Annotated in this window: 14 protein-coding genes; 2 read left to right on the top strand and 12 right to left on the bottom strand. The window is 57.4% G+C overall.

What is annotated here, in order from left to right:
- Window positions 1-254 precede the first annotated feature (254 nt).
- From A0U87_RS06540 to A0U87_RS06505, 8 genes are all read right to left on the bottom strand, one after another.
- Window positions 255-467, bottom strand: coding sequence for a hypothetical protein (locus tag A0U87_RS06540; RefSeq protein ID WP_240700511.1), 213 nt, complete (start codon window positions 465-467; stop codon window positions 255-257).
- 91 nt (window positions 468-558) lie between these two features.
- The gene (locus tag A0U87_RS06535; RefSeq protein WP_137405297.1) at window positions 559-1623 is read right to left on the bottom strand and encodes an AI-2E family transporter; all 1065 of its coding nucleotides are present in this window, start codon (window positions 1621-1623) and stop codon (window positions 559-561) included.
- A gap of 115 nt (window positions 1624-1738) precedes the next feature.
- The gene (locus A0U87_RS06530) at window positions 1739-3958 is read right to left on the bottom strand and encodes an amylo-alpha-1,6-glucosidase (protein WP_004209589.1); all 2220 of its coding nucleotides are present in this window, start codon (window positions 3956-3958) and stop codon (window positions 1739-1741) included.
- A gap of 8 nt (window positions 3959-3966) precedes the next feature.
- Complete coding sequence (locus tag A0U87_RS06525; RefSeq protein WP_004209588.1) at window positions 3967-5061, bottom strand: glycosyltransferase family 4 protein; 1095 nt, start codon at window positions 5059-5061, stop codon at window positions 3967-3969.
- Between the two features lie 161 nt (window positions 5062-5222).
- On the bottom strand, window positions 5223-5423 hold the full coding sequence (locus tag A0U87_RS06520; RefSeq protein ID WP_004209587.1) for a hypothetical protein: 201 nt from the start codon (window positions 5421-5423) through the stop codon (window positions 5223-5225).
- A 54-nt stretch (window positions 5424-5477) separates the two neighbouring features.
- Window positions 5478-6194 (bottom strand): Crp/Fnr family transcriptional regulator, encoded by a 717-nt coding sequence (locus A0U87_RS06515; RefSeq protein WP_004209586.1) that lies wholly within the window; start codon window positions 6192-6194, stop codon window positions 5478-5480.
- 387 nt (window positions 6195-6581) lie between these two features.
- Complete coding sequence (locus A0U87_RS06510; protein ID WP_037490782.1) at window positions 6582-6872, bottom strand: hypothetical protein; 291 nt, start codon at window positions 6870-6872, stop codon at window positions 6582-6584.
- A gap of 59 nt (window positions 6873-6931) precedes the next feature.
- Window positions 6932-7483 (bottom strand): type 1 glutamine amidotransferase domain-containing protein, encoded by a 552-nt coding sequence (locus A0U87_RS06505; RefSeq protein ID WP_004209585.1) that lies wholly within the window; start codon window positions 7481-7483, stop codon window positions 6932-6934.
- Between the two features lie 231 nt (window positions 7484-7714).
- Between A0U87_RS06505 and A0U87_RS06500 the strand changes: the two genes are divergently transcribed.
- Window positions 7715-8365, top strand: a complete 651-nt coding sequence (locus A0U87_RS06500) for a sigma-70 family RNA polymerase sigma factor (RefSeq protein WP_004209584.1) — start codon at window positions 7715-7717, stop codon at window positions 8363-8365.
- 204 nt (window positions 8366-8569) lie between these two features.
- On the opposite strand, the gene amyA is transcribed toward A0U87_RS06500, so the two are convergent.
- The gene (amyA, locus tag A0U87_RS06495) at window positions 8570-10048 is read right to left on the bottom strand and encodes an alpha-amylase (RefSeq protein WP_004209583.1); all 1479 of its coding nucleotides are present in this window, start codon (window positions 10046-10048) and stop codon (window positions 8570-8572) included.
- A gap of 242 nt (window positions 10049-10290) precedes the next feature.
- Between amyA and A0U87_RS06490 the strand changes: the two genes are divergently transcribed.
- Window positions 10291-10551 (top strand): hypothetical protein, encoded by a 261-nt coding sequence (locus A0U87_RS06490; protein ID WP_004209582.1) that lies wholly within the window; start codon window positions 10291-10293, stop codon window positions 10549-10551.
- A gap of 94 nt (window positions 10552-10645) precedes the next feature.
- On the opposite strand, the gene A0U87_RS06485 is transcribed toward A0U87_RS06490, so the two are convergent.
- Genes A0U87_RS06485 through A0U87_RS06475 form a run of 3 tightly spaced genes read right to left on the bottom strand, consistent with a single transcriptional unit; the run spans window position 10646 to window position 15073 of the window.
- On the bottom strand, window positions 10646-10999 hold the full coding sequence (locus A0U87_RS06485) for a response regulator (protein ID WP_004209581.1): 354 nt from the start codon (window positions 10997-10999) through the stop codon (window positions 10646-10648).
- Entirely contained in the window at window positions 10992-14417 is a 3426-nt protein-coding gene (locus tag A0U87_RS06480; RefSeq protein ID WP_004209580.1) for a chemotaxis protein CheB, read from the bottom strand. Before A0U87_RS06480 ends, A0U87_RS06485 begins: the two co-directional genes overlap by 8 nt.
- Complete coding sequence (locus tag A0U87_RS06475) at window positions 14414-15073, bottom strand: PAS domain-containing protein (protein WP_240700510.1); 660 nt, start codon at window positions 15071-15073, stop codon at window positions 14414-14416. Before A0U87_RS06475 ends, A0U87_RS06480 begins: the two co-directional genes overlap by 4 nt.
- Window positions 15074-15099: the final 26 nt, after the last annotated feature.

Raw genomic sequence — 15099 nt, 5'->3', positions numbered from 1 at the left:
TGATGTTTCAATGACGAGTTCGACCGACACTGGCTCATATCGCAGCCCCGTCCCAAGCTGCGGCGACGGATTGCATAGTCGCGCTGCGAGGGGCCTGCATCCGATGGCTTCGCAAGCCGTAATTTTCATCTCGTGGGTGATCGATAGGGCCGCAGATTTCGGTTCAAGTTTTTTCCGCGATTCGCGTCTGCAAGGACAGCATCGCGAACGACCGGAGCATGGGGGAGAGAGATCGTGGCAGGCTTCCGGTCGCCTCAAGGGGCCATCTCAACAATATCCAGGCGATTGTCCTGCGCGTAGATCATCGCAGCCTGCAGGGCGTCCATGCGCGAGGCATAACCTCTGTTGTCGAGACTGAGGACTGGATCGCCCGGTCGGCCGCTCTCGGCGCTGATATGCCAGCGGCCCTTTTCCTGCCTGATCGCAACATATTTGAACATCATCGAAGATCCTGCAAGGCGCGCCATTGGTTCGCCGACAATGCGGCAATCGCCGTTTCGTTCCCCCCGGGTCGATCTTGCGTTCATGGGGGCTATGCGGAATCCAACAATTCCCTGTTCAGTCTCGCGTGGAAGCGGCTTTCTGCTCTGCCAATATATCCCATCCCGTCAGGAAGAAGGCCGCAGCAATCGGCCCAACCACGATGCCGCTGAGGCCAAGCGTCTCGATACCGCCGAGGGTCGTCACCAATATGAGCCAATCCGGCAGACCGGTATCTCGACCTACGAGCATGGGCCGTAGGAGATTGTCGACAAGACCGATCACAAAGACGCCGGAAGCAACCACGATGACGGCCTGCCAAAAATCGCCCGTAGCAAGCAGATAGGTCGCTACCGGCAGCCATATTATCGCAGGTCCGATCGCTGGTAGCAGGGCGGCAATCGCCATCAGCACCCCCCATAGAAGGGCGGCAGGCATGCCTACTATCCAGAAAGTTGCTGCGCCTAGCATGCCTTGCGCCAGGGCGACAATTCCCGATCCCTTTATGGTCGCGCGCACGACGATCACGAAGCGGGTTGCAATCCGATGGGCTATGGTCGGTTCAAGTGGCAGTCTTGTGATGATCTGCGATGCTAACGCCTCCCCATCGCGCAGGAGAAAGAAACTCACATAGAGACCCACCCCAAAGGAAAGCACGAAAGCTGCTGCGTCCGCGCCTATGGTCAATGCGCGCTGCGTCAATATGCTCGCGCTGTTGCTCAATGCCTGAGAAATCTTGGCTTGTGCCCGCTCAAACGTGCCAAAACCGGCATTCTCAACCCACTGCTGCAACCGCATCAGCAAAGCAGCATGCACCTGACCGAAATAGGTCACAAAGTCGATCTGGCCACTTCTGATCTTTGCGTACACGCCGCTTGCCTGCTCGATCACGAGGCTCCCGATTATCAGGGCCGGCATGATGACAGCTATGATAATGATGAGCAGCGTCAACGCCGCCGCCATGTTGCGTCGCCCGCGACAGTCGAACAGGATACGTCTGTAAAGCGGCTGAAAGAGCAGGGCCGCCAGAGCAGCCCACAATAATGCCGAGATGAAACCTGAAACAATCAGACCCAGCCCGAGCGTCGAGATGGCGATGAAGAGGATCAATCCTCCATTGTCGATACGCTCGCGCGAAATCATCCAAATTCCGATCGATCATTGCTGATATGCTGAGCGGGACCAGCATCTTGAGCGCGGGTGAAATAGTCGGCTGATGCCATCCGGCTCAGCTGTGTGCGCTCCTTGGACTGGCTCATCACGCTATACTGACAATCCTCACCTGACTGTCCCGATGCTGCGGTTTGACGACCACCGTATCTCCCAGACGCTCAAGCATGATATCCGCCTCAGCCAGGCCCAATGGCAACGCCTTGATGAAAAGCCGGTCGATAAATGTCGGCAAGGTGGGTTGGCGGAAAAGGATTTCGTTGGACGAGACATCAAATGCCAGTCCAAGACTGGCCTGGATCAGAGATAGCGGGGCCGCCGCCGACCATGCCTGGGGGCTGCAAGCGACCGGATAAAAGGTCGGGCCTTGGGAGCGTCGTCGCGGGAAACCGCAGAACAGTTCAGGCAGCCGCATGAGATCAACATAGGTTGCAGCGGCAAAGAGTCCTTCGAATATCTGCGCCGCCTGACGCTGAAACCCATATCGCGAAAAGCCTGCGGCAATCAGCGCATTGTCGTGCGGCCAGATTGAGCCATTATGATAGCTCATGGGATTGTAGCGTTTTTCGGTCGACGCGATCGTCCTGACGCCCCAGCCGGAAAATGAGGCGGGCGCCATCAAGGTTGCCACCACTATGGGCGCGCGCTCTGGTCGTGCCAGGCCTGTGTAGAGGACATGGCCTGCGTTGGAGGAACGAACCCGGCAGGGCTGCTTTTGCCCATCGAGCGCGAGCACATATGTTCCCAGTTCCGCGTCGAAGAAAGACGCGTCGAAACGCTGCTGGAGATCGACAGCCCGGGCAAGATAGGTTTCCGAGCGATCCAGATCGCCCATCGCACGATAGATGAGGCTTGCCGCCTGCCACGCGCCATAAACATAGGCTTGAACTTCAGCCAGAGCGATCGGGCCTCTGGCGATACTGCCATCGACATGGAAGATGGAATCATGGCTGTCCTTCCAGCCTTGGTTCTGCAGGCCCTGATCCGTCAGGCGTCCATATTCAACGAAGCCATCACCATCGCGATCGCCATGAGTGTCGATCCATCGCAATCCAGCCTCGATATTGGGTAACAAGCCAGCGAGATATTCAAGGTCCCCGGTGCGCTCCAAATAGGCGCCGGCCAGCATGACGAAAAGCGGCGTGGAATCGATGCTGCCATAATAATGACGGAAAGGGACCTCTCCCAGCTCGGCCATTTCGCCGTGACGTACTTCGTGCAGAATCTTACCTGGCTCGGCATCAGCTGTCGGGTCGAAATCCGTCGCCTGATGCGCAGCGAGATATCCAAGCACGCCTCGGCTGATGGCCGGGTCCATCCAGATCGTCTGAAGGGCAGTGATCAGGGCATCCCTACCGAAAACGGTGCTGAACCAAGGAATGCCGGCATAGGGATAAGGCCCAAATTCTGTATCGGTGGAGAGCATCGAGATGTCGGAAACCGAACGCCGCGAAACGGCATTGAACAGGTCATTGGACGATTGCATCGAAGCAGCGCGGCGTCGCGCATGCTGAAGCGCACGCATGGCCTCGCGCAGGGATTTTAGAAAGAGCTTGGGAAGGGGTTGATCGACCTCATTCTTATGTTCGCAGGAGATACGTGCGAATAATGTGGATCGACTGCCGGGGCCAACAGTGACTTCAAATAGCGCCTGCTCCGCCGTTAGTTGCGCGGGTGCGGGATCAAAATGGAGATGTGTCGAGCGTTCAAGGTCATCGCGTCCTCGATAGCCTAGCAGGACATCGGCGTCTCCGACCTGCGGCTCGTGCATGGTGCCGCGTCGCAATCTGGTCATGCCACGTATCTCGAACAGATCCGCAAAATCGGAAGCGAAGGACAGGCCTACCGACACCCGACGCTCTGCAATGTCGAAATTGCGGACAATGATGCGTTCATAGATCGCGCCGTCCCACAGAAAGCGGCTGCGACGCAGATGGATCAGATCATGCTCCACCTCTACGCGCCCATCCTCTCCAATGAAGTCCGGGTTGGCCAGATCACAGGTCAACATTGCATTGTCGTCCCGCAGCGCCGAACTCAGCAGGATCGGGCGCATGCCATTGACCGTGAGGTACAGGTGCGAAAGATGGCGCGTATCGCGATGGTAGAAACCCTCGGGACTACCAGGCCCGGATATGGCGTCGCCGCTGTGATCAAAGACAGCAAAGCTGTCTCCATGCTTGAGTGTGCGTGGGCGACGTTCATGCAACGAGGCGGTCGCAGGAATGAAGAACTGGGTTTGCGCCTGCGACAGCGCCTGTCCCCCTGCAATGCCCGACACCCCTGGCTGCGATTGGGTCTGCGACATGGCGGCTCCTATGCGACGATCTGCAATTCCGATTCTTCGCCACGCCGGCGACGCAGCCAGGCTGCGTCGGTGCGCGCACCAGGCAGTCTATGATATAATGCGGCATAATCGGCAGCCATCCTGTCAGCCGTGAACCGTGCGTCGAATACGCCGCGCACCATTTTGCGCTCGAGGTGACGAATTTGTTTCACCGCTTCGACAGCCTCGTCTTCGCTGTCGACGATGAAACCCGAGCGCCCATCCTCGATGACCTCCGGAACCGATCCACAGCGGAAGGCGATCACCGGCGTTCCGCAAGCCATGGCTTCGATCATCACCAGTCCGAAAGGCTCAGGCCAGTCGATCGGAAACAGCAAGGCGCTCGCACCACCGAGGAAATCAGCTTTCTCTCGCTCGTTGATCTCGCCGATGAAGCGAATATTGGGATATAGTTTGACGAGAGGCGCGATCTCTTCCTCCCAATAGGCGCGGTCGACCGCGTCGATTTTTGCCGCAATTCGCAATTCCATGCCGGCTCGGGCTGCGATGCGGATAGCGCGGTCCGGTCTTTTTTCAGGCGAAATACGCCCGAGAAAGGCGAGATAACCTTCATTTTCACCAAGGCTGGGGGTGAGCAGATCGGCCGGGAGACCATGGTAGATGGTCGCGCCCCAATTGACCGGGGGCATGGGTTGCCGTTGATGATCAGAGATCGAAACCAGGCAGTGATCGCCAAAGCAGCGATAGAATGGCGGCAGATCAGGAAGGTCCAGCCGACCATGTAGTGTCGTCACGGTGCGCCCGATGAAATCCTGGATCATCGGCAGATGCAGAAGATCGATATGGAAATGGAGCGCATCAAACTCGTCCGCCCGTTGCCGCACCGCATCAAGCATCATCATATGATAGGGGATCGTGTCGACGATTCCCGGGGTCAGTCGCAGCGCCGCCGGCGTGATCGGAACAAGCTCGGCCGAAGTCTGTGAATCGCCGCTGGCGAACAGGGTCACTTCGTGCCCCTGATGCACCAAAGCTTCGGTGAGATAGGAGACGATCCGTTCGGTACCCCCGTAAAGCTTGGGCGGTACACTTTCAGCCAGGGGAGCGATTTGAGCGATCTTCATGCGGCTATCCTCTAACGGAGATAGGCCTCGTTCCTCCCCCAGCGCACGAGCCGCAAAGTAAAGCCGCATGAATGGCTAAAGTTGCATTGCGGAAACAATAAAAATAATGAGCAAACCCGAAATGATCTGACATATTGATCTAAATCAATACGATTTTATCTTCAGTCTTCCGCAAAATCTTCGGTTTGTCCTTTTTCCAACTGTTCACGCGCCTGTTCTGCGGCACGCAACAGGGAAAGACCCGTCCCCTCCGCTGCACTGGCTGTCAGCGTTATGGCGATGCCGTTGGGACCATCCAGCATGATCAATCCGGCGTGGGCTGAGGCGATGCCAGCTTCTTCATGGATACCCGGGGTTGGCATATTTTCGCTCCTTCTCCAAGCCCGGACAACGACAGGCTGACAAGGGCGGTTCCGTCAATTCTGGTCGTCGAGGAAAAGGTAAGCGGGATCAAATTCGCCCAACCGCGCCAGGCCTTTTCGATCGCGAATTTCAACATCATGACGATGCATCGCCAAGAGGTTGCGATCTTTGAGTTCCCGCAGCATCCGGTTCATATGAACGGATGTAATTCCGCATGCCTCCCCAAGATCGGCCTGCGTCATCGGAAGGATGAAATGCGATCCATCACTTCGCCCGATCGCGCGCAATTTTGCCTCGGTTTCGCAGAAGAAATGGCTGACTCTCGCAATCGCATCGAGGCGCCCGAGGCGAAATATCCATTCGCGATGCATGGCAGCATCAAGGAGCGTGCTGAACCAGAGCAATTTCGTAAGCGCCGGGCGCGTCGCAACAAGATGATCGAGCGCAACATGGGGCACCAACGCTACCCGACAGGCGGTCAAGGTCGCGAGGTCATGATCAAGATGACCAAGCGGGTAGCCATGAAGGTCGACGAAATCGCCGGCCACATGCACTGCAACAAGCTGTCTTTCTCCCTGCCGGTCATCCATGTACCGGCACATGACGCCGTCGATGAGATAGGTGCTCATGGTGATATTTTGATCGCGAGAGATGAAGGTCTTGCGAGGAGGCAGGTTTCGCACGTCAGCTACCGCAGCTTCAAGCGCTTCGAGATCCTGGGCACTCAGGAGGTCACGCCTTCGACCTCGCAGAAAGTCGGCAAACACCATCATCATGTCCAGCATTGCAAAATGGATGATCAATGCATTCGCACATCACCCGACAAGGGTCGAGTGCAAAGGATCACTCACGCTTCGCACAGATAATCCGGCCGAGATCCGAGCGAACTGGATCGCGGTCGCCACGGTCAAAAGGTCACGGGTGCATCACGCGGGAGCCGCAACGAAAGCCAGATACTAAAAACCCTGCATCTTTCGATGCAGGGCTAGGGGGGCCGCAAGTCAATGACTTACCGAACGATAACTTCTCAATGTCCGCTTTGTATCCGAAGAAATGCGCTCACTCGAAATTTTCTGGTCAAGCTGCACGCAGGCAGTCGCACCCTTGCCTAAAGATCGCTCAGCCTTGGTCATTCGAAAACTCCAGCGCGTCTTTCTTCAGGAGGCGTCCGGACTAACCATATCAGCCCGCTTTCGCGTATGTTTGTAGCTCACCGCAGGGCTATTGGTCGCCATGGATGGTTTTGTCCTGCAGGCAGATTGCGCATTTTGCGCCACCGTTTTTTCGAAGGTCCGCTTGAGGAGCCAACCCACCGCGAATGTGACTGTCGCAGTGACAGCGGCACGCGCTGCGGTTTCCGCAATACCGATCTTCACCGCGTCCTGCATCGCCTCATCACGAGACTGGCCAAATGCCCGACCCTGTATGGCCTTTTTACGAAAAATCATTGACCCTCACCCTGTTGCAAAATTGGCGGCCGGCGTTCGCCGCCCGTTCCAGAAAAAGTTCAACGCGATGACGCGTTTGCAAATGCGTCGACGAGCGCAGCACAAAATGCCGGCAGATCATCAGGACTGCGACTGGTGATACACTGACCGTCGATCACGACTTCCTCATCCACCCAATGACCGCCGGCATTTTCGATGTCCGTCCTGATCGAAGGATAAGAGGTAAGCGAATGACCGGGGGCTATCTTGGCTTCGATCAGAAGCCAGGGCGCATGACAAATAGCCCCGATCGGCTTACCCGCATCGAAGATTGCCTCGACAAAGGATATCGCTTCGGGGCTGGCACGCAATTTGTCAGCACCCACACTGCCACCGGGAATGACCAGGCCATCGAAAGATGCAGGATCTGCTTCATAGAAGGTCATGTCGACGGCATATTCGCCACCGGGATCAAGATCATGAACATTGGTGCGTGCCTGGCCAGATTGAAGGCCGATCACTTGAACGCGCGCACCCGCCCTCTTTAAGGCGTTCATCGGCTCCAGAAATTCGACTTCTTCCGTACCGCGCGGAGCGATGAGAAGGGCGATCGTGCGGTCGCTGAGCGACATGGCGACTCCTTTGGAAATAGTTTTTCTGACTGGGTTAGATGAGGGGGTAACGGCCAGAGGCCCTGCAGGATCCGATCGCCCCGTAAACATGCGCCTCGCACCGGCTTGCCATGGCCGACAGGCGGCTGGCGCAGAGGCGGACAGGTCTTCGCCCCGCCGACCCCAGCGGAACAGATCGTCAACCACCCCGTTATCAGACACAGCGCTACATCATCGTCACGAAGGGCCTGTATGACGGCAACGCAAATCGCCGAGACTCCGCACAAGCTGACTGACACAGCATTCAAGCGGGAACTCACGCTGGTCCTGCCGCAACTCAGAGCTTTTGCCCGCAGTCTGTGTGGTGATCGCGATCTTGCCGACGACCTGGTCCAGGAAACCATGCTGAAATCTTGGAGCGCGCGGGGGCGGTTCATAACCGGCACCAATTTTCGTGCATGGACGTTCACTATCCTTCGCAATCACTATTTCAGCCTCAGCCGGCGCAGCAAATTTGTCGGGGCGTGGGACGATCTTGTCGCAGACAGACTACTTGCCGCGCCCGCGGAACAGTTGAAGATTGTCGAGCTATCCGATGTCGTGCGCGCTCTCGCGCAGATCCCCGTTCCTCAGCGTGAGGCACTTATATTGATCGGGGCGGGTGGCTTTTCCTACGAGGAAGCCGCGACCATCATGGGCACTGCGATCGGTACTGTCAAAAGCCGCGTTGCTCGTGCTCGCACGGCGCTCGAAGCTTTGATCAACGATGGCCAATTAGCCCAGTCCCGATCGGAATTCGAAGCCGATGAGAATGTGACAAACCTGTTTTCTGTCATCGATGCCATTGAAGATCGACAGCCGGCTGGAGAGCCGGGTGAGGCCATGACCCGTCTCGTTGCCTGAAGGGCTGCATTCACTTGGCCGGGCGATGCAGAACGCGCTTATCCGTCTGCGACGACTCGCCAGAGTTACGCTGACCGCCATCGCGCCGATCCTGAACCGGCGCCGCCAGCCTCTCGGTTCGTTCGAGATGCACCTTGTCCTGTATTGAAAGAAATAGGCTGCCAGAAGAGCCGAAGGCCAAGAAGGCAAATTACGGAAATTGCGTTATGTGCGAACCCAAAGACTGATCGAGCCGCCGGGCACCTTAAGGATGATGCTTCCGTTTTCATCAGCGATTATCTCTTCAGCATGATGGCCCAGAAAATCATGGAAAGATGCCCCTGCATGCTCCGGTCCGAGCTGGACCGATTTGCTCGCCTCTTCGCCATTCGACACAAGCAGGACACATCCTGGCTGATCCTGGGTGCCATGGCGTATGACACCGACACAATGTGGATCATCAAACAGATCGCTTTGCGGTCCATGGGCATAGAGTTGCCGTGCTCTGAGCAACTGAGGCAGACATGCCACCGGCTCGATGACGATCTCATGCGCGTGCCCATCGCCACCTTGATCGGCATATCGTGCGCCGAAAAGATCGGGATAGAAGATGCATGGGGTGCCCTGTTCGAGGATCAGGATCAAGGCATAGGCCAGGGGTTTGAACCAATCCTCCACGGGTGCTTCAAGAGCCTGGAGCGGTTGGGTGTCGTGATTGCCGACGATCGTTACCGCATGATCCGGGGCGGCATGCAGCAGCGAACCATCGAAGATCGTTCGCAGGTCAAAATCGCCGCCGGCTCGTGCCGCATCGTGAAAACGATGGAGAAGGCCGACATCGAAAAGCATGAGTTGTCGATCGACCATGTCCAGATATGCTTGCAGGACCGTCATGTCGGGATGCCAATATTCGGCGACGACAAACAGCGCGTCGCCGACGCTTTCGCGCATGTGCCCTACCCAATCGCGGAAAAACCATGCAGGGATATGCTTGGCTGCATCGAGACGGAATCCGTCACAAGGCAGTTGATCAGCCAGCCATCTGCCCCAATATTTGAGCTCTTCATAGACCGCCCGGTTCCGAAACTCGACGTCTGATCCCATCAGATAGTCAAAATTGCCCTTTTCGTCGTCGACCTCGATATTCCATTCCCCATCACCATATTCATTGACGAGCCGGAACACGCCATCTTCATCCGGTTCTTCAATATGGTCGACGCCGGTGAAGCATCTGGCATCCCAGACAAACTCTGAATAGCGCCCCTGGCGTCCAGGGAAAACGTAGCGGGTCCAGGCGCGAGCCTGGAATGCTTGGTCTTCCACTTCGTCCCGATTATCGGGATTGGCCCTGCGAACATGGACCGTTTCCATCTCGTCCGCGCCCATTTTATGATTGAAGACAACGTCATGAATGACGCCAAGGCCAACGTCGTGCAGCGCATGCGCCGCCCGTTCCAGCGCGGCGCGATCACCATATTTGGTGGCTATGGATCCTTTTTGATCGAATTCGCCCAGGTCAAAAAGATCATAGCTGTCATAGCCTACGGAATAGCCGCCTGCAGCCCCTTTATAGGCCGGGGGTAGCCAGACGTCCGTCACACCCAACTCCTTGAGATCCTCCGCTTTTTGAGCGACCTCGTCCCAGAGCTGGCCTCCATCAGGATAGTACCAGTGGAAAAACTGAAGCAGCGTGCGTCCGGCCATGAAAGCTCCCGTTCCAACATAAGTCGCTGCCGCTAAACGAGCGCATGGGACAGGAGTTGCAGAGGCCGAATTGCTTGCCGATTTTGCGCGGGGCGCTTCGCGACGGCTGCACAAATTCGAGCCATAGAAAGCGTGTGCCGCTTGCTCATGATTCCCGTTTGGGGGCTGCAAGAGGAGAAAATCCGGAACCACGTCGCTCCACGGGAGATTAGAGCGACTATGGAGAAGTGAGAGGAAGCATCATGTGGATATTCATCCTGGCTATCGCGGCAGCCGCGCAGCCGCAGGCCACGACTATGCAAGGCAATGGTCACCACGCGAATGATGCGCGGCGCACGCAGGAGGAGCAGTCCAAAAACCAGCCGATCCACGGTCAGGAGGCGCAGCCCGACGACCGCGCCCTGGGCGAACGGTCGGGACCTGAGGAGGATCGGAATGCTGACGGAGCCTTGATGCCCGGCGCGCCAGGAACGAACAATCCGACCATCCCCGACGACGCCTGAAAATCTCCGCCTTCAGGGACATCTTGCGACGGCCTGAGGCGCGTGGTCAGGTGCTGCGAGGAAATGGTGGCGGAGCGCTACGCAAAAATTGGGCTCATTCGGCGAGCAGCTCGAGTATCGTATCTCTCAGGGCCGCGGGCGAACAGGGCTTCTCGCACACCGCAGCCTTGGAATAGCGCCGCTTGAGATCCGAGGCGTCGGCATGCCCGGAATGGAATATGATTGGAACGCCCGCTTTTTCGAGCAAATCAGCCGCCGGAAAGACCTCGCCATCCTGCAAACGCACGTCGAGCACAGCGCAGGACGGCAGTTGCGCAGTGACCGCCGCGACAGCATCCTTAACAGAGATGTAGGGGCCGTCGACCGAAAAGCCCTGAGCTTCAATGATGTCCTGTACATCGAAGGCAACCAGGAGCTCGTCTTCAACCAGCATGATCGTCTTAGGCATCGGCCAGAACCTTGTCCGGCAGGGTAAGGCTTATCGTGAACATGTCGTCGCTAATATCTCTTTCCACATGCCCGCCCAATTGTCGGGATGATGTCTGGACCAGCAGGGTGCCAAATCCGCTCCCAACGTCGCCATCCTCGCTCAGTGCGTCCCGGCGCGTTTCGCTCCACGTCAACTGGAGATCATGGTCAAGTTTCCAAACGATGTTCAATCTCCCATCGGAGGCCCCCAGAGCCCCATATTTGACCGAATTGGTCGCCCATTCATGCAGCATCAACGCCAGGGACGAGAGGCAGGAACGCGCGATGAGGATTTCAGGTCCACTGATCGAGATTGCTGCATGATCCCGATAGGGTTCGATGGTTGTCCGAACCAACTCTTCCAGATTGATGGCCTGTACTTCCCCCGTTGGCGAAGCAAGGGAATGCGCACGTCCCAAGGCTGCAATACGCTCCCTCAGATCGGCGGCGTAGGCACGCACATCATCATGAATCCGCGCCCCAGCGGAGACCATTCCGCCCACGATCGCGAAAAGATTCTTCACGCGATGATTCATTTCGCGCAACATCAGTTCACGCGTCTCGGCGAGCATATATTCCGACGTTACATCGATAGAGACGCCGACCAGATGACGGACTGAGCCATCGCTCACGATCCTGCCGAAACTCTTGATGCGACGCGTTTGGCCGTTCTCGACGACGCGATAGCTCGCTTCGAAATCGCCCCCTTGCGCGACAACTTCCGCCAATGCTGCATCGAAAGCTTCACGGTCGTCGGGATGCAGTCGCGCCAGGCGCCGCTCACCATCGGTCGAAGCGATGTCGGGCGCTATTCCCAGGATGGAACGCCCATGGTCATCGATGATCGCCTCGCCCGTGTCGACATTATATTCCCATGTTGCAACGCCACCTGCCCGAATGGCCATCCCAAGGCGCTCACGTTCGGCCGCAAGATCGCGCTCGAGAGACAATGCGTCAGTAATGTCCGTCAGGACGAGCGTCGCGCCGTCCGTCGATCCGCTCTGGGTTCTGTAAGGCAATGTTCGAAGCGAAAGGGTTCTCGCGCCATCGCGGGTCGTGACACGCCTCTGGATCACAGGATGCCCCTCTGACACGGACCGTGCATCATCAAGATAGAGCGTCCCTGCAAGGCGTGACGTGACATCCTCCAATGGTCGTCCGCGGTCGCTGGGCTGAAGCGGAAAAAGGGCCGTCGCAGCTTCGGTGTAGCTTCTGATCTGAAGTTTTCCATCGAGCACAATCACTGCCAGATCGGTCGACTCGAAGAAATTTCGAAGGTCGGAATTTGCAACAGTCAGCTGGTCAACTTTTGACTTCAGCTCATCATTTACGGTCGTGAGCTCCTCGTTGGTGGACTGAAGCTCCTCATTCATCGACATCATTTCTTCGTTGGAGCTTTTCAGTTCCTCATTCGCCGTCTCCAATTCTTCGACAGCGGTACGCAGGCGGTGCCGCGTGACACGAAGCTCGTCCTCCAACGCATCGAGATGATCATCGCTTGCGTCCAGTTCGCCGACATCCTGATCAAGCGCTGGGCGGAAAGGCGCCGTGTCGCGGAAAACGAAAAGCAGCGTGCCATCGGTCAGTGGATCGCAGATGACATCGATCTGCTGCATGCCATATTCGGACATGACCTGCACATCACGCGCAACGACCCGCTTTCGACTGTCGCGCGCTTCGCGCAGTAGCGGCCCAAGAACGTTGCGAAGCCCAGCGCGGGCGAGACCAATCGCGCTCGAGCCTCCCGTCCGTGTGACCGGAAAATCAAAATAGCGGCCGAGCCGACCATAGGCAGAGATGATGGCGCCATCCTGATCTAGCACGAGACTAGCGGGCGTATAGCGCTCGACGAGGCGACGAACCGCTATGGTCTCATCGCTTGCCGACCGACCCGACGGCCTGTTGCCGGAACCTGTCGCGGGTTGATCGCGGAGCCTGCCGCCACCCGGCAGATCGATCGGATAATTGGGTGGCCCAGGCGCGCGTTGGAAAAGGCGCGCCTGCTGATCGATCGCCGGGAAGAGATGCTCGAATCTCCCGACGCTTTCGGACGGTCCAAGAAACAGATATCCATTTGGCCGAACAGCATAATGCAGGATCGGCATGACCGTTTGCTGCAGCCGATCATCGAAATAGATGAGAAGATTGCGACAGGAGACCAGATCGATGCGCGAGAAGGGCGGATCCTTGACCAGGCTATGACTGGAGAAGCGGATCATGTCCCGCAATTGGGGAACGATCGTGAACCTTTCTGCGTGAGGGATCGCATATTGCTCGCGCAGCGCCAGCGGAATATCTGCAAGCGCAGACGCAGGATATACTCCTTCGCGCGCAATCTGCAGCATCTGCTCATCAATATCCGTAGCGAAGATCTGCACGGATGCCGGCAGAATATTTCGTTTGCGAGCAGCTTCGGCGAAGAGCATCGCAACGCTGTAGGCTTCCTCGCCAGAGGAGCAGCCTGGAACCCATACCCTGATTTCCTCGCCATCGGCCTGATCGACCAGCGGCTCGATAACCGTGATCCTCAGACGCTCGAACAGATCTGCGTCCCGGAAAAATCGGGTGACGTTGATCAGGAGATCACGAAACAGCGCTTCACATTCGTCCCTGTCGCTTTTTATCCGCGAAAGATAGCTGTGGCCCGACGTGATCCCCAGCACATGCATGCGCCGTTCGACCCTCCTGATAAGGGTCGTGCGCTTGTAACCCGAAAAATCATGGCCCACCGCAGTTCGCAGTGTCTTGCACAGATCATCGACATGATCGGCGACCAGAGCAGCTTCCCGTTCGGGTGTTTCGGCCGTGGCACGGTGCTGGAAAAATCCTTCCAGACATTGAATTATCTCGCTTGGACGTTTGACGAAATCGACCAGTCCGGTTCCCACAGCAGACAGCGGCATGCCATCATATTTTGCCGTTTCAGGATCCTGCACGACACACAGCCCGCCATTTTCCTTCACGGCACGCAAGCCCATGGTCCCGTCAGCGCCGGTACCTGAAAGTATGACGCAGGCGGCATCCGCCTGCTTGTCCGACGCGAGGGAGATGAAGAAATCATCTATCGGTCTGCGAAGACCGCGGGGCTGCGCGAAGTCGGTCAGTTCCAACATGCCCTCGCGTATGACCAGGCCGCGACCGGGAGGGATGATGTAAACCTTGTCCGCCTCTATCTGCTCACCACCCTCGCACTGGAGAACTTCCAGGGTCGTGTGGCGGTCCAGCAATTGCGCCAGCATGCTCTCATGATTGGGATCAAGATGCTGAACGATGACGAAGGACATGCCGGTCTGGCCACGGGCTGACGCCAGCATTTCGCGCAGGGCCTCAAGCCCGCCCGCCGAAGCGCCGATGCCCACGATCGGCAACCGGCTGGGGTTAGCCGTCTCACCGCTCAAAGGAAATCGCCATTGTCCAGATCCGACAATATGAGCTTGGCCTGTGCTATGGTGGCCACCGTATTCGCGATTGTCATCAGCGAACCTTCAACCACGATCCCGCTTTCCGCCAGGACCGGACTCAATCGGTCAAGCGTACGCTCAAGGTCGAGATCATAATCCGCCAGTCGATCCGGCTGGGTGCGACTGACATCGAATTGAGACGCAAAAATATAGCGCACCTGGCCCGACTGAGCGCGAAGTTTCGTCATGTAGAGAAGATTGACGAAGGGGCGCCCGTCCTTCCGGAAATTGACGATGGACGTCCGCACGTTCGCCTGCCCATCGTCCTGGAGGAACGACCGTATCTGCGCGCGGGCCTCTTCATTCCGGCTGCGTCCCTGCAAGAACCTGCAATTGCGGCCGACGATCTCGCTCGTCGCATAGCCGGTCAGGTTCCTGAAGCCCTCATTCGTCAACAGCAGCTCATGATCGCCCTCTGCGCGGCCGAGCGACAAAGCCACAGGCGAGCTGTCAAAATAGCTTGCCAGCTGCTCTGGGAGGATTGCGCGCATCAGAACTCCATAAGTTGATCCGCACGCACAACGCCCGGCCCTTTCATCGGCTCCGCGATACCCTTGGCTTATCGTCGAAACAAGCCGACCCGATTGAGCCATGCCGCCATCTGGGCAGAAAATGATGA

Source organism: Sphingobium sp. MP9-4, assembly GCF_005281675.1.
GTDB lineage: Bacteria > Pseudomonadota > Alphaproteobacteria > Sphingomonadales > Sphingomonadaceae > Sphingobium > Sphingobium yanoikuyae.
The sequence above is the reverse complement of the archived record's forward strand: the minus strand, read 5'-3'. Positions and strand labels throughout refer to the sequence as shown.